Source organism: Limnohabitans lacus (assembly GCF_030053395.1).
In the GTDB taxonomy this organism is placed as follows: domain Bacteria; phylum Pseudomonadota; class Gammaproteobacteria; order Burkholderiales; family Burkholderiaceae_C; genus Limnohabitans_A; species Limnohabitans_A lacus.
Window position 1 is genome coordinate 475,176 of sequence record NZ_JASGBH010000001.1, and the last position, 16,895, is coordinate 492,070.

Below are 16,895 nucleotides of genomic sequence, written 5' to 3' on the forward strand. Positions count from 1 at the left end.
TTCCATGTCCACAATGGACTTGTTTGCGGATGAATCTGCAGACCGAAGCAGCCAATCGATTGCCATCGCCCGGGCTGCTCAGTTGCGCAACTGCTTGCACCACCATGCGCATTGCTATTACACGCTGGATGCCCCCGAAGTGCCAGATGCCGAATACGATCGGCTGTTTCGCGAGTTGCAAGCCCTTGAAGACGCGCATCCTGAACTGCTGACGCCCGATTCCCCCACGCAGCGCGTCGGTGGGCGTGTGCTGGATGCCTTTGCGGCGGTGGCGCACCGCGTGCCCATGTTGAGCATCCGCACCGAGACCGACACCGAGGCCAGCGGCGCAGAAGCTTTTGACACCCGAGTGCGCAAGGAATTGAGTTTGAGTGATGGCGATCCCGCCGTGGAATACGTGGCCGAACTGAAATTCGATGGCCTGGCCATGAGTTTGCGCTACGAAGCCGGTGTGCTGGTCCAGGCGGCCACCCGGGGCGATGGCGAAACCGGCGAAGACGTCACCGCCAACATCCGCACGATTGGCCAGATCCCGCTGCGACTGCCAAGCGATGCGCCAGCGGTGCTGGAGGTGCGTGGCGAGGTGTACATGCGCCGCGATGATTTTGAAAAACTCAACGAACGCCAGCGTGCCCGAATTGCCTCGGGCCTAAAGGGCGAAAAAACATTCGTCAATCCGCGCAACGCGGCCGCCGGAGCAGTTCGCCAATTGGACTCGGGCATTGCCGCTGAGCGGCCCTTGAGCTTTTTTGCTTATGGTTGGGGCGATATATCGGAGGCCAAAGGGGGCCCAGTTTGGACGACGCATTACCAAGCTTTGCAGCAACTCAAGGCCTGGGGTTTTCCGGTGGCGGAGCAGACTTCATGTGTATGGGGTGCTGCTGGTTTGGTGGGTTTTCACCAGCGCATGGCCGCCGAGCGCGATGCTTTGCCTTACGACATCGATGGGGTGGTGTACAAGGTCAACCGTCTGGATTGGCAGCAGCAATTGGGTTTTGTGACCCGTGAGCCACGTTGGGCGGTGGCCCACAAATACCCGGCGCAAGAAGAAATGACCCAGGTCTTGGCCATCGATGTGCAAGTGGGCCGCACCGGCAAGCTCACGCCCGTGGCCAAACTGGCGCCCGTCTTTGTGGGCGGTGTCACCGTGACCAATGCCACGCTGCACAACGAACTGGAAGCCCGACGCAAAGATGTGCGGGTGGGGGACACCGTGATCGTGCGCCGAGCTGGCGATGTGATCCCCGAAGTGGTGTCTGTGGTGCTGGACAAACGCCCGCAAAATGCGCTGCTGTTCACCATGATGAGCCACTGCCCAGTGTGTGGCAGTTTGGCCGAGCGTGAGGAGGGCGAAGCCGACCACCGCTGTACGGGGGGCTTGTTTTGCAGTGCGCAGCGCAAGCAGGCGGTGTGGCACTTTGCGCACCGTCGCGCCATGGACATCGAAGGTTTGGGTGACAAGCTGGTGGACCAACTGGTCGACTCAGGACAGGTCAACACACTGGCCGATTTGTACCACCTGAAGCTTGAAACCTTGGCGGCGATGGACCGCATGGCGGAAAAATCGGCTATCAATTTGCTCGAAGCTTTGGAGCAGTCCAAACAAGCAACGCTGCCTCGGTTTTTGTTTGGCCTGGGCATCCGCCATGTGGGCGAAGCCACCGCCAAAGAGCTGGCCCGCCATTTTGGTCAGCTGGCGGCCATCATGGAGGCCAGCGAAGACGCGCTTTTGCAAGTACCTGATGTGGGGCCGATCGTGGCCCACAGCATCCACACCTTCTTTGCCCAAGCCCACAACCGCGAAGTGGTGCAGGCCCTGCGCGATGCGGGCGTCCGCTGGGCCGAAGGCGAAGCCTTGGCCCCGACCGAGATGCCTTTGAGCGGGATCACGGTGGTGCTCACGGGCACTTTGCAAAGCATGGGCCGTGATGAGGCCAAAGACAAGCTGGAAGCCTTGGGTGCCAAGGTGGCAGGCTCGGTCAGCAAGAAAACCAGTTATGTGGTGGCAGGCGCCGAGGCGGGCAGCAAGCTCGACAAAGCGCAGGCCTTGGGTGTGCCGGTGCTCGACGATGCGGGTTTGGCACTTTTGTTGAACGGAGACAAGCCATGACGGTTCGAGAAATTCTGAAAATGGGCGATGAGCGCTTGCTGCGCATGGCCCAAGCGGTAACCGAGTTCGACACGCCCGAATTGCACGCCTTGGTGGCCGACATGTTGGAGACCATGGCCGCAGTCAACGGTGCGGGACTGGCTGCCCCTCAGCTGGGGGTGAACCTGCAAGTGGTGATTTTCGGGACAGGCGCCGTCAACCCGCGCTACCCGCAAGAGGCGCCGTTTCCGCAAACCGTTTTGATCAATCCGGTCATCACCCCATTGGACGACGAAGAGCAATTGGGCTGGGAGGGCTGTTTGTCGGTGCCCGGCATGCGCGCTGTGGTGCCACGTTGGCAACGCATCCGTTACTCGGGGCTGGATGCCAGGGGGAAAGTCATTGACCGCATGGCGGATGGATTCCATTCGAGAGTGGTGCAGCACGAATGCGACCACCTGATCGGCAAGCTTTACCCGATGCGGGTGCGGGACTTCAGCAAGTTTGGCTTCACCTCGGTGTTGTTTCCGGGGCTGGACGACAACACCGACGACTGAGGCCTCAAAGGCGCTGGAGTTTGGTGAGTGCCAGTTGCAGCGTGGGGTCTTGCTTGGCAAAGCAAAAGCGGATGACTTTTTGGTCAAAACCGCCGCCATAAAAGGCGGACAGTGGAATGGCCGCCACACCGATATCGGTGGTCAACCATTTGCAAAAATCGGCTTCGCTCAGGTTTTTCTCGGGCACGCCCAGCTCTGAAATGTCCACGCACTGGAAATAGGTGCCTTCACCGGGCAACAATTTGAATTTGGTTTGCGCCAAGCCTTGGCGAAAGAGGTCTCGTTTGCGTTGGTAGAAAGCAGGCAGCTCCAGATAGGGCTTGGCATCCATCATGTAGCGCGCCAGCGCATGCTGCATGGGCGTGTTCACCGTGAACACGTTGAACTGGTGGACTTTGCGGAACTCGGCTGTCAGCGAGGCCGGGGCGGCCACCGTGCCAATTTTCCAGCCGGTCACATGGTAGGTTTTGCCGAAACTGGAGACGATGAAAGCGCGTGCTGCCAGACCATCAAAATGCGCGGCACTCCAGTGTTGGTTGGGGGCATAGACCATGTGCTCGTAGACCTCATCACTGATCAGGATGATGTCTGTTGGCGCCAAGATCTCTTGCAAGCTCAACATGTCTTCACGCGACCAAATCATGCCGCTGGGGTTGTGCGGTGAGTTGATCATGATGGCACGGGTTTTGGGGCTGATGGCCGCGCGGATTTTGTCAAAGTCGGGCCTGAAGGTGCCCGGTGTCAGCGGCACCCGAACCACGGTTCCGCCTGCCAATTCGATGTTGGGCACATAGCTGTCGTAGCAGGGCTCCAAAACAATCACTTCATCGCCTTGATGCACGATGGCCAATATGATGGTCAAGATGGCTTGGGTGGCGCCGGCTGTGACGGTGATTTCGCTCACGGGGTCGTACTGGCGGCCATACAGCGTCTTGATTTTTTGCGAGACCGCATCGCGCAGGGGCGCCACGCCGGTCATCGGGGGGTATTGGTTCAAGCCCTCACGCATGGCGTCATTGACCAGATCCAGCAGATGCGGGTCGCAGGGAAAGTCTGGAAAGCCTTGCCCGAGATTGACGGCGCCTTTTTCAGCGGCCAAGGCGGACATGACCGTGAAGATGGTGGTGCCCATGTTGGGGGCTTTGGAGACCAGGTTCGGAGTGCGTGCGTTCATGGTTCAGAGCTCGTAATCGTTGACATGGCCGCTCATGGCCTTGGTGATGAGGGGCTGCGTGAGCCGGTCACTCAGCAATTGGGCGAAATGGTAAACAAAGTGGCGCAGGTAAGCGCCGCGCTTGAAGGCCACACGGGCCACGTTCATGCCCAGCAAACCGCCCAGGGGCCTGACGGCCAAGTCTTGGACGGGGTCGTCCTTGACCGCCATCTCTGCGACGATGCCAATGCCCAGACCCAGACGGACATAGGTCTTGATGACGTCGGAATCGATGGCTTCGAGCGCAATGCGCGGGTGCAGTTTTCGGGCTGCGAAGGCTTGATCGATGCGCCCCCGACCGGTGAAGGAAGGGTGGTAAGTCACGATGGATTCACCGGCAATGTCTTCCAGCGAAATGTTCTCTTTGCTGGCCAAGGGGTGGTCCAGTGGCAGAACCAGCACGTGTTGCCACTCGTAGCAGGGCAGGGTGACGAGTTCCTCGTAAGCGGACAGTGATTCGGTGGCAATGCCGATCTCGGCGGTGTCGTCCAGCAGCATCTTGGCCACTTGGTCCGGCGCACCTTGGTGCAAGCTGATGTTGACCAAGGGGTACTTTTCGCGCAACTTGGCCACTGGCATGGGCAAGACATAGCGTGCCTGGGTGTGGGTGGTGGCGATCGAGAGGGTGCCGCTGTCCTGCGCGCTGTATTGGTCGCCGATTTTGCGCAGATTGCCCACTTCACGCAGGATGATCTCGATGCTTTGCAGCACGTGTTGTCCGGGTTCGGTGATGCGCTTGAGGCGCTTGCCATGCCGGGCAAAGATTTCAATGCCCAGCTCTTCCTCAAGTTCAATGATGGCTTTGGACACGCCAGGCTGGGACGTGTGCAGGGCTTTGGCCGTCTCTGTCAGGTTCAAGTTGCGGCGTGCAGCTTCCTGAACAAAACGAAATTGGTGCAGATTCATATGCAGATCGTCATATTGATTGACGCCATTATGCTTTATGAGTCTATGTCTGGGTGCCCGCTGCGATCTCAGCCATCAAACGCGTCATGGCCGGGTGCTCGCCGATGGAGGCGGTCAATTCAAACTGAACCTGGGGGTAAGCCTGACGCAAATCGGCCACCAGTTGCGGCAGGTCTTCTCGGGCGTGGCGCCCAACCCCTAAAAACATGGGCACGATGCGCAAGTGATCCATGCCCTGCATCACCATCTGCTCGACGACCTCGGGCAATGCCGGTGTCGTGAGCTCCAAAAAGGCGCAACGCACGGGTAATTGCGGCCATTGCTGATGCATTTGCAGGGCCACGGCATCGATGGGCAAGCGCCACAAAGGGTCGCGCGAGCCATGAGCAAACAAGATCACGCCGGTATTTGAATTGTTCATCGCCTGAGCACCATCCACCAAAAAGCGGCCAGAGAAATGGCGCTGTAGATCAAGGAGGGCGCCGCCGAAGTCAGCCATGGCTCCCAGTTTTGAAGGTCACCCACAAATCGGAAGACGTTGTTGAGCAAGGAAAAGCTGATGCCCGCCAAAACACCACCAAAGACATGGCCTGCGATCTGGCCAGAGCGGAAGTGCAAGTAGGCAAAAGGCAGGGCCAGCACCAGCATGACCAGGCAACTCAAAGGGTAAAACACTTTGCGCCAAAACTCGATTTCGTAGCGCTGCGAGTTTTGTTTGTTGTTAGAGAGGTGGCGCATGTACTTGAACAGCTCCCAAGTTCGCATGCGGTCAGGGGTCAGCAAAGCGGCGGCCACCATGTCGGCGCTGATCTCGGTCTTCCATGTTTGGTTTTTCAAGGGGATGGACTCCAACTTCAAACTGCCTGAGGCTTTGTCCGGATAAATGCTTTTTTTCACCACGCCTTGGAGGGCCCATGTATCGCTTTGGATGTCGGCGGTTTCAGCGGTGGTGATGCCCAGCAGTTGGCCTTGGTCGTTGAACTCGTGGATGCGGATCTGTCGCATGTGCTCGATGCCGTCAAAACTGCGTACATTGACAGCAAATCGCCGGCCATCTTGGTTTTCTTTCAGCCATGCGCCCGTTTGACCCAAGGTCAGGTGCCCCTGGTAGATGGCTTTGATTTGAATGGCTTGCCTGTCGGCCCAAGGCGCCAAATAGTCCCCAATCAGGAAGGTCGTCGCGACAAAGACCAAACCCAGGCGCAGCAGGGTGCTCAGTGCGCGCAAGGGGTCGAGGCCGCCTGTACGCAAGATGGTGTATTCGGAGCTTTGGGCCAAGCGGGCCATCACAAAAATGCTGCCAATCAGGACCGACAGGGGGAGCAACTGGTACAGATGCTCAGGGATTTTAAAGGCGATGTAGAGCAGGGCTTGCTGCAATTGGTAACCCTGAGCGGCATGCCTTGCCACAGACTGCAGCTCATCGACCAGGTCGAAAAACATGAACAAGGCCAAAAAGCCCACGGCCACAAAGGTCACGGCGGTGATGATCTCGCCATGCAGCAGACGACGAACGGTTTTCATGCGACCGCCTTCACAGACGTGTCTCGGCCAGGCCAAAGAGAGCGCCAGGACCAATTCATGTGACGCGCATACAGCCAGCTCAAAGCCAACAGAAAAACGCCCCCATGCAAGGTCAACAGGAAACTGGCGAAGGGCACGCGTCCTGACGTGATCCAGCTTTGCCCGACGTTGAGCATGTTGTAGTAGGCGATGAAGATGAACAGGGCCAAACCCAAGTGGTAACTGCGGCCCACGCGTGGGTTGATCGCCGAAACAGCCAAAGCCAGCAAGACCAGATTGATGGCCGAAAGGCCCAAGCCCAGGCGCCAAGCCAATTCACCCAGGTTTTCCTTTGTGGGTTTTTGGAGCAGCTGCCAGCTCGAGGTGTGCCGGCTGGTCAGTCCATCGTTGGCAGGGATGACTTCGTCGTCCATCAGCACTTCGTAGTGTTCAAACTGGGTCAACCGGGTTTCGCCGGTTTCCAGATTGGTCAGCCATTGCTGGCCTTTGTCGAGCATCAAGAATCGTTCATTGCCTACCAATTCAACGCGCCCTGTTTGGGCTGTGGTGATGCTTTCGATGCCTTTGTCGATGCTGGAGACGAACACATGGTTGCCCAAGCGCTGATCTGGGCTGTCTTTGTCGATGAAAAAAACGCGTTTGCCACCCGATGACTCCTGAAACTGACCCGGCGCCACGCGCTCCAGGTCGTTGCGTTTTTCATAACGGTTTTGAAGTTCTTGAATTTGCAAATTGCTCCAAGGCCAGGCAAACAGCGCGAGCAAGACGATGATGAGCAAAACAGGCCAAGCAAAGCGCAGCAAGGGCCGCACAAAATGCGCCAGGCCTTGGCCGCTGGAAAACCAAATGACCATTTCGCTGTCGCTGTACATGCGCGACAGGGTCGACACCACAGCAATGAACAAACTGAGGGTGATGATGGTGGTCATCTGGCTCAAGACACTGAAACCCATGACCAGCAACACTTCAGAAGGGTTGACACTGCCCCGACTGGCTTGACCCAGGGTGCGAATCAAAATCACGGTCATCACGATGGTGATCAAAATCACCAAGGTGGCGCCGAAATTGCGTGCAAGGTCCTTGCGTAAAGAGGAATGGAATAACATTGTCGAGAAGGAAAAGCTGAATTATGAACTTCGAAATCCAAAAACGCGCACTCTCCCGTGTCATTCGTGACGATCTGGACGCTTTGATTGTTTTCTGGCCATCACAGGGCCCCCAGGGCGATGCTGCCACTGACCCCTTGTCTCAGTTGGTTTTGCAAGCGGTCCAAAAAGGCGACTTTGAAGACAAAGCCGGTACTTTGTTGAATCTGTATGGCCATGCTGGCCTCAAGGCGCGCACCACGGTGGTGGTGCACGCCGCTGACAACCAAGCGAGCCAAATCCGCACGGCGGTCAGGGCCGCGTGGTCTGCGGTCAAGTCATCCAAGGTCAAAAAGCTGGGGCTTCACATGCCCGGTCAGTGGTCATCTGCACATCTGCAATTGGTGACCCAGACGCTGTCGGAGCTTTCCTACAGCTACACCACCACCTTGAGTAAACCCCAGCCGCGCACTTTGAAGCACCTGGTGTTCAGTGCGCCATCGGTGACAGCCGACAACCAATTGGCTCTCAGTAAAGCTCAGGCGCTGTGCGCTGGCATTGATTTGGCCAAAGAGTGGGCCAACCGACCTGCCAATCACGCCACACCCACCTTGCTGGCACATGCGGCCCAAAGCATTGCCAAAGCGGGGGCCTTCAAATGCGACGTGTTGGGCCCCAAAGAAGTCGCCAAATTGGGCATGGGCTCCTTCATGGCGGTGGCCAAAGGCGCTGCGGAACCCTTGCGTTTCATCGTCATGCGCTACAACGGTGCGGCCAGCACCCAAGCGCCCATCGTCTTGGTGGGTAAGGGGATCACCTTCGATACGGGCGGCATCTCCATGAAGCCTGCGCCCGAGATGGATGAGATGAAATACGACATGAGCGGGGCCGCCAGTGTTTTGGGGGTCTTTAAAGCGTTGGGCGAGCTCAAGCCTGCCATCAATGTGGTGGGTTTGATTCCCGCCACCGAAAACATGCCCGATGGCTTGGCCGTCAAACCGGGTGATGTGGTCACCAGCATGAGCGGTCAAACCATTGAAATCTTGAACACCGATGCCGAAGGGCGCTTGGTTTTGTGCGATGCCTTGACCTATGCCGAACGCTTCAAGCCCCAGTCTGTGGTGGACATTGCGACCTTGACAGGCGCCTGCGTCATTGCCTTGGGCGCGGTGCGTTCAGGTTTGTTCACCAGTGACGATGCGCTCGCACTTGAACTCCAGCAAGCCGGTGAGCAATCGGGTGATTTGTGCTGGCGCATGCCCATGGACGATGAATACGCCGAAGGCTTGAAGACCCAATTCGCCGACGTGGCGAACGTGGCGGGCCGGATGGCCGGCTCGGTCACAGCCGCCAAATTCCTCCAGCGGTTTGCCAAGAAATACCCCTGGGCGCATCTGGACATCGCAGGCACAGCCTGGAAGAGTGGGGCGGCCAAAGGCGCGACAGGCAGGCCAGTGGCCTTGCTCTTGAACTATGTATTGACCCAGGCCGGCAAGCAGGCTAGTCAGCCTGCCAAAGCCAAACGCAGTCGCTCGGCAGCCTGATGACCCGCATTGAATTTCACTTCAATGCGCCAGAGCGCCTGCAATACGCTTGCCGCTTGCTGCGCAAAGCCAGTGCGCAAAATTTGCGCATTGGGGTGGTGGGCTCGGCCGCTGCCTTGCGCCAATTGGACGCGGCTTTGTGGAACTTCTCGGCGGTCGATTTTTTGCCGCACAGTACCGCATCGGATGCAATCGATCTTCAGCAAGCTACTGGCATCTTGCTCAGCGAAGACCCTGCTGTGTGTGCGGATCGCCAGGTGCTGATCAATCTGGGCGATGAGGTGCCCGACGGTTTTGATCGCTTTGAAAGATTGATTGAAATTGTGGCCGTGGACGACCATGGTCGCATGACCGCTCGGCAACGTTGGAAGCATTACACCGCGCAGGGCTATGAATTGAAGCAACACGACTTGTCCAAATTGGGGGTGTCATGACAGACAACGCTTTGATGACGGGTGGCGATTTACCCACCGACCCCATCCCGCTTTTGACTTCTAGGGTTCCTGCGGATCAGATCCCGCAAGCGTTGCTGGTGGCTTTGGACGCACGGGAAGCCGAAAAAGCCTCTGTCCTTGCCTTGTCTCAGGAACTCATGAACAACCTGCGCCCAGAGTTGGACCGCATCGCCTCCGAGTTGGTTCAGCGCAGTGTACAAGGCATGTGGGAAAAACGCGCTGAAATTTACCAAAACCTCCATCACCCTAAAGGGTAAATTGGGAGGGCTTTTGGTTTTCCCTCAGACACTTCGAAGGTTTTTTGCTTTATCTTTGCGACTTGCTTGATTGAAGCAATTTCTTCTTCGGAGTTTTCATGACATTTCCCGCTCACCGTTCTTTGACCGTTGTGGCCCTCGCTGTTGCAGCACTCGGCTTGGCTGCCTGCGGCAAGAAAGAAACCGCATCGGATGCCCAGGTCATCAAAATTGGTCACGTTGGCCCCGTCAGTGGCGCCATCGCCCACTTGGGCAAGGACAACGAAAACGGCGCCCGCATGGCCATTGAAGAGCTCAATGCCGCTGGTTTGAAGATGGGCGACAAGCCCGTCAAGTTTGAACTGCTGGCTGAAGACGATGCCGCCGACCCCAAACAAGGCACCGCTGCCGCGCAAAAATTGGTGGACGCCAAAGTCAATGGCGTGATCGGTCACCTGAACTCGGGCACCACCATCCCAGCCTCACAGATTTACAACACCGCTGGCATTCCTCAAATTTCACCTTCGGCCACCAACCCCAAGTACACCCGTCAGGGCTATACCGGCGCTTTCCGCGTGGTGGCTGACGACGTGCACCTCGGCGGCACTCTGGGCAAATACGCGGTTGAAACGCTCAAAGGCAAAAACATTGCCGTGATCGATGACCGCACGGCTTATGGCCAAGGCGTGGCCGAAGAGTTCAAAAAAGGCGCAACGGCCGCTGGCGGCACCATCGTGGGCCACGAGTTCACCACCGACAAGGCCTCTGACTTCAATGCCATCTTGACCACCCTGAAAGCCAAAAAACCAGACGTCGTCTTCTTTGGTGGCATGGATGCCGTGGCTGGCCCCATGCTGCGTCAGATGAAATCTTTGGGCATCAACGCCAAATTCATGGGGGGTGACGGCATCTGCACCACCGAGTTGGCCAAACTGGCTGGCGACGCCATGAAGGACGAAACCGTGTTCTGCGCGGAAGCCGGTGGTGTGGAAGGCGAACAAAAAGCCGGCATGGACAAGTTCCGTGCGGACTTCAAAGCCAAGTTCAATGCCGACGTTCAGGTCTATGCACCCTACGTCTATGACGCTGTCAAAGTCATGGCCACGGCCATGGTCAATGCCGGCTCCGCTGACCCCGCCAAATACCTGCCTGCTTTGAAAGCCATCAAGTACAAGGGCGTGACTGGCGACATCGTGTTCGACGAAAAAGGCGACATCAAAAATGGCGCTTTGACCCTGTACACCTACAAAGGTGGCGAGCGCGCCCAACTGGCCGTTGTTCGTTGATGCCACGCGCCCCGAACAGGGGCGTTGAAGGCATAAAAAAAGCCTGCACTTGCGTGCAGGCTTTTTTCGTTTCTGGCGGAACAGGCGGGATTCGAACCCGCGGTGGGCTATTAACCCACACACGCTTTCCAGGCGTGCGACTTAAACCACTCATCCACCGTTCCAGAACTTTCAATTGTAGCAGTGGAAATCAGGCTTTTTGACGTGTCAACGCAAATCCTGCCGCCGGGCTAGCGAAGGTTTTTTCATGAAATCTGAGCTTTGTCGCGTGGAAGTCACTTTTTATCCTTAAACTTCGCGGCTATTTCCCTCATTTCCAACGGGCGCCAGCCCAACCCAGTCCATGAAATTTCGCTTTCCGATCGTCATCATCGACGAAGACTACCGTTCCGAAAACACGTCGGGTCTGGGCATCCGCGCTTTGGCAGATGCCATCGTCAGCGAAGGCTTCGAAGTTCTGGGGGTGACCAGCTACGGCGATCTGTCTCAGTTCGCCCAGCAGCAAAGCCGTGCAAGCGCCTTCATTTTGTCGATTGACGATGAAGAGTTCTCGCCAGGACCTGATCTGGACCCCGCCGTGATCAGCCTGCGGGCCTTCATCGACGAAGTGCGCCGCAAGAACGCCGATGTACCGATCTACATTTACGGCGAAACCAAGACCAGCCAGCACCTGCCCAACGACATCCTGCGCGAGTTGCACGGCTTCATCCACATGTACGAAGACACGCCCGAGTTCATGGCGCGTCACATCATCCGCGAAGCCAAGAGCTACCTCGAGGGTCTGCAGCCCCCGTTCTTCAAGGCTTTGCTCGATTACGCCGAGGACGGCTCCTACTCGTGGCATTGCCCCGGCCACTCTGGCGGCGTGGCTTTCTTGAAGAGCCCTGTCGGTCAGATGTACCACCAGTTTTACGGTGAAAACATGCTGCGCGCCGACGTGTGCAATGCGGTGGAAGAGCTCGGCCAGTTGCTGGACCACAACGGCGCGATTGGTGAGAGCGAGCGCAACGCCGCTCGTATTTTCAACGCCGACCACTGTTTCTTTGTGACCAACGGCACCAGCACCTCCAACAAAATGGTTTGGCACCACGCCGTGGCGCCAGGCGATGTCGTGGTGGTGGACCGCAACTGCCACAAGTCCATCCTGCATTCGATCATCATGACCGGGGCCATTCCGGTTTTCTTGAAGCCCACGCGCAACCATTTCGGCATCATTGGCCCGATCCCCAAAAGCGAATTCGAGCCCGCCGCCATTCAGGCCAAGATCAAGAAAAACCCTTTGCTCAAAGGCGTTGACGCCAAAAAGGTCAAGCCTCGCATCTTGACGCTGACACAGTCCACTTACGACGGCGTTCTTTACAACACCGAGACCATCAAGGGCATGCTCGACGGTTATGTCGAAAACCTGCACTTCGACGAGGCTTGGTTGCCGCATGCGGCTTTCCATCCGTTCTATGGCCCGTACCATGCGATGGGCAAAAAGCGCGCCCGTCCTAAAGAGTCGATGGTTTATGCCACCCAATCCATTCACAAACTGTTGGCGGGCATCAGCCAAGCGAGCCATGTGTTGGTGCAGGACGCGCAAAACACCAAGCTGGACCGTCCGCTGTTCAACGAGGCGTACTTGATGCACACCTCCACCAGCCCGCAGTACAGCATCATCGCCAGCTGTGACGTGGCGGCGGCCATGATGGAGCCACCTGGCGGTACTGCACTGGTGGAAGAGAGCATTGCCGAGGCGCTGGACTTCCGCCGAGCCATGCGCAAGGTCGATGCCGAATACGGCAAGGACTGGTGGTTCAAAGTTTGGGGCCCCGAGAAATTCTCGGAAGAGGGCGTCGGCCGTGCTGACGACTGGATCTTGCGCAACGATCCTCGCAAGAAAGCCAGCAAATGGCACGGCTTTGGCCAGCAGTTGGCCGATGGCTTCAACATGTTGGACCCGATCAAATCGACCATCGTGACCCCGGGCTTGGACTTGGACGGCAAGTTCGACAAGACCGGTATTCCTGCGTCCATCGTCAGCAAGTTCCTGACCGAGCACGGCGTTGTGGTGGAAAAGACTGGCCTGTACAGCTTCTTCATCATGTTCACCATCGGCATCACCAAGGGCCGCTGGAACACCTTGCTGACGGCTTTGCAGCAGTTCAAGGACGATTACGCCAAGAACCAGCCGATGTGGAAGATCTTGCCCGAGTTCTGCCAAAAGCACCCTCGTTACGAGCGCATGGGCTTGCGTGATCTGTGCCAGCACGTGCACGAGATGTACGCCCGTTACGACATCGCCCGTTTGACGACTGACATGTACCTGTCGGATTTGGCACCCGCCATGAAGCCTTCTGATGCCTACGCGCACATTGCCCAGCGCAAGACCGAGCGCGTGGAAATCGACCACCTCGAAGGCCGTATCACGGTGGGTCTGGTCACGCCTTACCCACCTGGCATTCCCTTGCTGATCCCCGGTGAAGTCTTCAACAAGAAGATCGTCGACTACCTCAAGTTCGCCCGCCAGTTCAACCAAGAGTGTCCCGGCTTTGAAACCGACATCCACGGTCTGGTCGAAATCAAGGACGACGAGGGCAAGAAGCGCTACTACGCCGATTGCGTCAAAGAGTCTTGAACCTGCGAGCGGACTGTCCGTTTCAGTTGGGACAATAAAAAAGCGGCCAAGGCCGCTTTTTTGATGGATCGTCTAAAGTTCAAGCTGTTTCGGCTGGCTCAGCAATGCCACCCACCACTTGGCTGAAACCGCCGTCCACATAGGTGATTTCGGCGGTCACGCCTGCGGCCAAATCGCTCAGCAAGAATGCGGCGACATTGCCCACGTCGTCGATCGTGACGTTGCGGCGGATGGGCGAGGTCTCGGCCACCACCGACAAAATCTTGCCGAAACCCTTGATGCCGCTGGCGGCCAGGGTTTTGATGGGGCCAGCCGAAATGCCGTTGGCACGCATACCGCGGCCTTGGCTACCGAGTGATTCGGCCAGGTAGCGCACAGAAGCTTCCAGGCTGGCTTTGGCCAAGCCCATGGTGTTGTAGTTGGGCACATTGCGGATGGCACCCAAGTAGGTCAAGGTCAACACCGACGATTTGTCGTTCAGGTAAGGCAGGCAGGCCTTGGCCATCGCAGGGAAGCTGTAGGCGCTGATGTCGTGTGCGATCTTGAAGCCTTCGCGCGACAGGCCTTCCAGAAAGTCACCCGCAATGGCTTCGCGGGGGGCGTAACCAATGGCGTGCACAAAGCCATCAAACTTGGGCCAGTGGACCGACAAATCGGTGAACAGCTTTTCAATTTGCTCATCGCTGCCCACATCGCAGTCAAACACCAGTTTGGAGCCAAAGTCTGCTGCGAATTCTGTGATGCGGTCTTTGAAACGCTCGCCCACATAGCTGAAGGCCAGCTCAGCGCCTTGTGCGTGACAAGCTTTGGCGATGCCATAAGCAATCGAGCGGTTGGACAGTACGCCAGTGATCAGCAGTTTTTTGCCTGTGAGGAAACCTGTTGGAGTGGTCATGGAAGTCTTCTTTCGGAACAAAATCTGGGTGGGATTGTCGCATGCGCCACTGGGCGTTTTTCAGGCACTGCCCCAGCCGCGCCATCGGGCAAAGGCAATGGCCGCCAAGGGCATCAGCAGCCCTATCACCAGGGCACTCAGCAGCAAACCGCTCAGGTCTGCGTAGTTGGCGGGCACGGTGATGGCGCCACTGGCGTCTCGCACTTGGCGTGTCAATGTGAAAATTTGGTTCAGGTATTTGGTGCCCAATTGCGCAGCCGACAGGGCCAGGTTGGTGAAACTGGCCATGACCGCAAAATACGTGGCTTTGAGGTGGGGCGGGGCGGAGTTGGCAATCCAGACCAGCATCGGAATCATGCTGATTTGGCCCAGCGGCGACTCCAAGGCGGTATCCACCAAAGCGATGAAGCGCGCATCGACCACGCCGCCCGTGTGCGCCGCGGTCCAGTGGTGCAGGCCCCAACTCATGCCCAAGGTCGGCAGGCTGAGCAAGGTGCCCAGCACCGTGAGCGACCCCACCACATAAAAGATCGACCGCGAGGACATGAAACGCCGAAATACGAACATGCCCGCCAAGGCCAAGGTGCTGCCAATGAGCGACAAAACCGAGAAAAAGGGCTGGTCAAAACCCAGTTCATCGATCATCCACCAGTTCATCCCAGCACCCGTGCCGGGAACCGCTCGGAACATGAAAATGACCAAAGCCGTGCCCAGCAGGGTCTGGCGTGCCGAGGGTTCAAGCTCGCGCATCAGCCTGGCCATCAAGGTGCCAATGATGGCCATGGAGCTGACAAAAATCAGCTCTTGGCTGTAGCGCCAGCCTGACAGGCCCAGCCCAATGGTCAGGGCCACAAAAAACAAGCTGCCCACCAAAAGAACCGCATTGGGCGTGGTTTCTTCTTCATCGGACCTCAGCAAGGCCAGGGCCTGATGCCGGTCCAGCCCTCTGGCCATGTGTTGCTTCAGTTGTTGGCCGCGTTGCAAACGCGCCACCACCAGTCCAGCGACCGACATCAAGGGGATGATCAGCGCCATCAGGTAAAGATTTTGGTAAGTCTCTGTTTTTGCCGCCGCGCTCAAATTGCGCACATCGGCAAACATGCCCAAATTGATCAGGGCCACGATGATGGTGCCTCCCACGATGGCCACGCGGCCCAAGGTCTGCATGGTGGTGTGCATTTGCTTGAGGATGGCCGGATCGACCGGTGTTCCGTCGGCTTGAAAACGTGGCACGGCTTCGACCGTCATGGCGTCGGCGGTGGCGTCTTGCAACACATAGCCCACCGGGCTGAGCAAGGCGGCCAGCACAAACCAATGGTTCACGCTCCAGACCGAGGCCATGGCCTCGCGCTGCCCGACCAAGCCCGCCATGATGAGCAAACTGGCTGCGATGAGGCCGGCACCCAAGAGGATGAAACCTGATTTGTAGCGCCAAAAGATGTCGACCAAATGGCCAATGGGCATCTTCAAGGCCCAGGGCAGACCGGCCCAAAAAGCCAGGGCAGCCAGGAATTCGGCCGACAAGCCCAAATGTTCTTTAACGAAGAAGGTGCCCACGATGCCTGTGAGGCCTTGCACCCCAGCGGCCATGTAAACCATGAGGGGTGGCAAGAAAGACCACCGCATGTCGCGAGCCAAAGACCTGACGTTTTCGTCCAACCAACGTGAAATTGTGTTCAAACCATGCCCCTTAGACTTCACAGGAGCGTCCATTGTGCCTTCCTGTCGGCATGCACCAGTTTGGGCTGGCCTTCGGGCGCTTGTTGGCACATATTTCGCTTAAAAATCACACACTTAGCTCGTTTTTCAGATAGAATACCGACTTCACGACCAAACGGGCGGGTTTTCACCGCCCGTTTTTTTTGGTCTTTCATTTTTCAAGTCTGATATTTCGAAGTTCTGTGGCACTGCAACAAATCGTTGAAGAAACCGTGACCGGCCTGGGCTATGACCTGGTCGAAATTGAACGCACTGCGGGCGGTTTGCTGCGCATCACCATCGATTGGCCGTGGGCGCCAGGCTCGGAAGCTTTCATCACGGTTGAAGACTGCGAAAAAGTCAACCGCCAGTTGCAGTTTGCCCTTGAAGTAGATGGCGTGACCTACAACCGCCTGGAGATTTCATCGCCAGGCATTGACCGTCCTTTGCGTCATGAAAAAGACTTTGAACGCTTTGCAGGCGAGTTGATCGATCTGACGCTCAAAGCCCCCATGGGTGAAAACGCGGCCGGCATGGTCAGCGCCAACCGCAAAAAATTTCGCGGCACGCTCGAGCGTGACGCAGCCGGTACCGGCTGGCAAATCGTCTGGAGCGATGAGCCCGCCGTCAAACCCGGCCAAAGAATCAGTAAAAAACGTGCCCCTTTGCCCATGCATGCCTTGGGGTTCACGCTGGACGAATTGCGTGACGCCCGTTTGGCGCCCGTGGTGGATTTCAAAGGACGGAAGTCCAAGGCACAAGCCTGACGCTCGCGTCGGCTGTTTGA

16 protein-coding genes and 1 tRNA gene are annotated in these 16,895 nt (G+C 57.4%); 8 read left to right on the forward strand and 9 right to left on the reverse strand.

Annotated elements, in window-relative coordinates; all coding sequences use genetic code 11:
• The first annotated feature begins 4 nt into the window (after positions 1-4).
• Both ligA and def read left to right on the forward strand, forming a co-directional pair.
• Positions 5-2,110, forward strand: a complete 2,106-nt coding sequence (gene ligA, locus QLQ16_RS02380; protein ID WP_283223070.1) for an NAD-dependent DNA ligase LigA — start codon at positions 5-7, stop codon at positions 2,108-2,110.
• On the forward strand, positions 2,107-2,646 hold the full coding sequence (def, locus tag QLQ16_RS02385; protein WP_283223071.1) for a peptide deformylase: 540 nt from the start codon (positions 2,107-2,109) through the stop codon (positions 2,644-2,646). The genes ligA and def overlap by 4 nt, the downstream gene beginning before the upstream one ends.
• 4 nt (positions 2,647-2,650) lie before the next feature.
• Here def and QLQ16_RS02390 read toward each other — a convergent pair whose 3' ends face one another.
• The 5 genes from QLQ16_RS02390 to lptF are packed head-to-tail and all read right to left on the reverse strand — an operon-like array spanning position 2,651 to position 7,395.
• Positions 2,651-3,820 (reverse strand): pyridoxal phosphate-dependent aminotransferase, encoded by a 1,170-nt coding sequence (locus tag QLQ16_RS02390; protein WP_283223072.1) that lies wholly within the window; start codon positions 3,818-3,820, stop codon positions 2,651-2,653.
• 3 nt (positions 3,821-3,823) lie between these two features.
• Positions 3,824-4,765, reverse strand: a complete 942-nt coding sequence (locus QLQ16_RS02395; RefSeq protein ID WP_283223073.1) for a CysB family HTH-type transcriptional regulator — start codon at positions 4,763-4,765, stop codon at positions 3,824-3,826.
• A gap of 43 nt (positions 4,766-4,808) precedes the next feature.
• A complete protein-coding gene (locus tag QLQ16_RS02400; protein WP_283223074.1) occupies positions 4,809-5,186 on the reverse strand; it encodes a sirohydrochlorin chelatase in 378 nt (125 codons plus the stop codon).
• The gene (gene lptG / locus QLQ16_RS02405; protein WP_283223075.1) at positions 5,183-6,289 is read right to left on the reverse strand and encodes an LPS export ABC transporter permease LptG; all 1,107 of its coding nucleotides are present in this window, start codon (positions 6,287-6,289) and stop codon (positions 5,183-5,185) included. The genes QLQ16_RS02400 and lptG overlap by 4 nt, the downstream gene beginning before the upstream one ends.
• Positions 6,286-7,395 carry an LPS export ABC transporter permease LptF gene (gene lptF, locus QLQ16_RS02410; RefSeq protein ID WP_283223076.1) on the reverse strand — a complete coding sequence of 370 codons (1,110 nt, stop codon included), beginning with the start codon at positions 7,393-7,395 and terminating at the stop codon, positions 6,286-6,288. Before lptF ends, lptG begins: the two co-directional genes overlap by 4 nt.
• 23 nt (positions 7,396-7,418) lie before the next feature.
• Between lptF and QLQ16_RS02415 the strand changes: the two genes are divergently transcribed.
• The 4 genes from QLQ16_RS02415 to QLQ16_RS02430 all read left to right on the forward strand — a co-directional run bounded on the left by QLQ16_RS02415 (position 7,419) and on the right by QLQ16_RS02430 (position 10,895).
• Positions 7,419-8,918, forward strand: a complete 1,500-nt coding sequence (locus QLQ16_RS02415; RefSeq protein ID WP_283223077.1) for a leucyl aminopeptidase — start codon at positions 7,419-7,421, stop codon at positions 8,916-8,918.
• Positions 8,918-9,352: a DNA polymerase III subunit chi gene (locus QLQ16_RS02420; protein ID WP_283223078.1), complete on the forward strand. Its 435-nt coding sequence runs from the start codon at positions 8,918-8,920 to the stop codon at positions 9,350-9,352. The genes QLQ16_RS02415 and QLQ16_RS02420 overlap by 1 nt, the downstream gene beginning before the upstream one ends.
• Positions 9,349-9,630 carry a hypothetical protein gene (locus QLQ16_RS02425; RefSeq protein ID WP_283223079.1) on the forward strand — a complete coding sequence of 94 codons (282 nt, stop codon included), beginning with the start codon at positions 9,349-9,351 and terminating at the stop codon, positions 9,628-9,630. Before QLQ16_RS02420 ends, QLQ16_RS02425 begins: the two co-directional genes overlap by 4 nt.
• A gap of 98 nt (positions 9,631-9,728) precedes the next feature.
• A complete protein-coding gene (locus QLQ16_RS02430) occupies positions 9,729-10,895 on the forward strand; it encodes a branched-chain amino acid ABC transporter substrate-binding protein (RefSeq protein WP_283223080.1) in 1,167 nt (388 codons plus the stop codon).
• 73 nt (positions 10,896-10,968) lie between these two features.
• Here the strand turns inward: QLQ16_RS02430 and QLQ16_RS02435 are convergent.
• Positions 10,969-11,059 (reverse strand) — tRNA-Ser (locus tag QLQ16_RS02435).
• A 179-nt stretch (positions 11,060-11,238) separates the two neighbouring features.
• Between QLQ16_RS02435 and QLQ16_RS02440 the strand changes: the two genes are divergently transcribed.
• Positions 11,239-13,515, forward strand: coding sequence for an arginine/lysine/ornithine decarboxylase (locus QLQ16_RS02440; protein ID WP_283223081.1), 2,277 nt, complete (start codon positions 11,239-11,241; stop codon positions 13,513-13,515).
• 79 nt (positions 13,516-13,594) lie between these two features.
• Here the strand turns inward: QLQ16_RS02440 and fabI are convergent, their stop codons facing one another.
• Genes fabI through QLQ16_RS02455 form a run of 3 tightly spaced genes read right to left on the reverse strand, consistent with a single transcriptional unit; the run spans position 13,595 to position 16,284 of the window.
• The gene (fabI, locus tag QLQ16_RS02445) at positions 13,595-14,410 is read right to left on the reverse strand and encodes an enoyl-ACP reductase FabI (RefSeq protein WP_283223082.1); all 816 of its coding nucleotides are present in this window, start codon (positions 14,408-14,410) and stop codon (positions 13,595-13,597) included.
• Between the two features lie 60 nt (positions 14,411-14,470).
• Positions 14,471-16,090: an MFS transporter gene (locus QLQ16_RS02450; protein ID WP_283223083.1), complete on the reverse strand. Its 1,620-nt coding sequence runs from the start codon at positions 16,088-16,090 to the stop codon at positions 14,471-14,473.
• A gap of 17 nt (positions 16,091-16,107) precedes the next feature.
• Positions 16,108-16,284, reverse strand: coding sequence for a hypothetical protein (locus QLQ16_RS02455; protein ID WP_283223084.1), 177 nt, complete (start codon positions 16,282-16,284; stop codon positions 16,108-16,110).
• A gap of 27 nt (positions 16,285-16,311) precedes the next feature.
• On the opposite strand from QLQ16_RS02455, the gene rimP reads away from it, so the two are divergent.
• Positions 16,312-16,875 (forward strand): ribosome maturation factor RimP, encoded by a 564-nt coding sequence (rimP, locus tag QLQ16_RS02460; RefSeq protein WP_283223085.1) that lies wholly within the window; start codon positions 16,312-16,314, stop codon positions 16,873-16,875.
• Positions 16,876-16,895 lie beyond the last annotated feature (20 nt).

Excerpts from the sequence above, each read along its gene's own strand:
- ligA (WP_283223070.1), top strand. The coding sequence starts at position 5 with ATGTCCACAATGGACTTGTTTGCGGATGAATCTGCAGACCGAAGCAGC.
- def (WP_283223071.1), top strand. The coding sequence starts at position 2,107 with ATGACGGTTCGAGAAATTCTGAAAATGGGCGATGAGCGCTTGCTGCGC.
- QLQ16_RS02390 (WP_283223072.1), bottom strand. The coding sequence starts at position 3,820 with ATGAACGCACGCACTCCGAACCTGGTCTCCAAAGCCCCCAACATGGGC.
- QLQ16_RS02395 (WP_283223073.1), bottom strand. The coding sequence starts at position 4,765 with ATGAATCTGCACCAATTTCGTTTTGTTCAGGAAGCTGCACGCCGCAAC.
- QLQ16_RS02400 (WP_283223074.1), bottom strand. The coding sequence starts at position 5,186 with ATGAACAATTCAAATACCGGCGTGATCTTGTTTGCTCATGGCTCGCGC.
- lptG (WP_283223075.1), bottom strand. The coding sequence starts at position 6,289 with ATGAAAACCGTTCGTCGTCTGCTGCATGGCGAGATCATCACCGCCGTG.
- lptF (WP_283223076.1), bottom strand. The coding sequence starts at position 7,395 with ATGTTATTCCATTCCTCTTTACGCAAGGACCTTGCACGCAATTTCGGC.
- QLQ16_RS02415 (WP_283223077.1), top strand. The coding sequence starts at position 7,419 with ATGAACTTCGAAATCCAAAAACGCGCACTCTCCCGTGTCATTCGTGAC.
- QLQ16_RS02420 (WP_283223078.1), top strand. The coding sequence starts at position 8,918 with ATGACCCGCATTGAATTTCACTTCAATGCGCCAGAGCGCCTGCAATAC.
- QLQ16_RS02425 (WP_283223079.1), top strand. The coding sequence starts at position 9,349 with ATGACAGACAACGCTTTGATGACGGGTGGCGATTTACCCACCGACCCC.
- QLQ16_RS02430 (WP_283223080.1), top strand. The coding sequence starts at position 9,729 with ATGACATTTCCCGCTCACCGTTCTTTGACCGTTGTGGCCCTCGCTGTT.
- QLQ16_RS02440 (WP_283223081.1), top strand. The coding sequence starts at position 11,239 with ATGAAATTTCGCTTTCCGATCGTCATCATCGACGAAGACTACCGTTCC.
- fabI (WP_283223082.1), bottom strand. The coding sequence starts at position 14,410 with ATGACCACTCCAACAGGTTTCCTCACAGGCAAAAAACTGCTGATCACT.
- QLQ16_RS02455 (WP_283223084.1), bottom strand. The coding sequence starts at position 16,284 with ATGAAAGACCAAAAAAAACGGGCGGTGAAAACCCGCCCGTTTGGTCGT.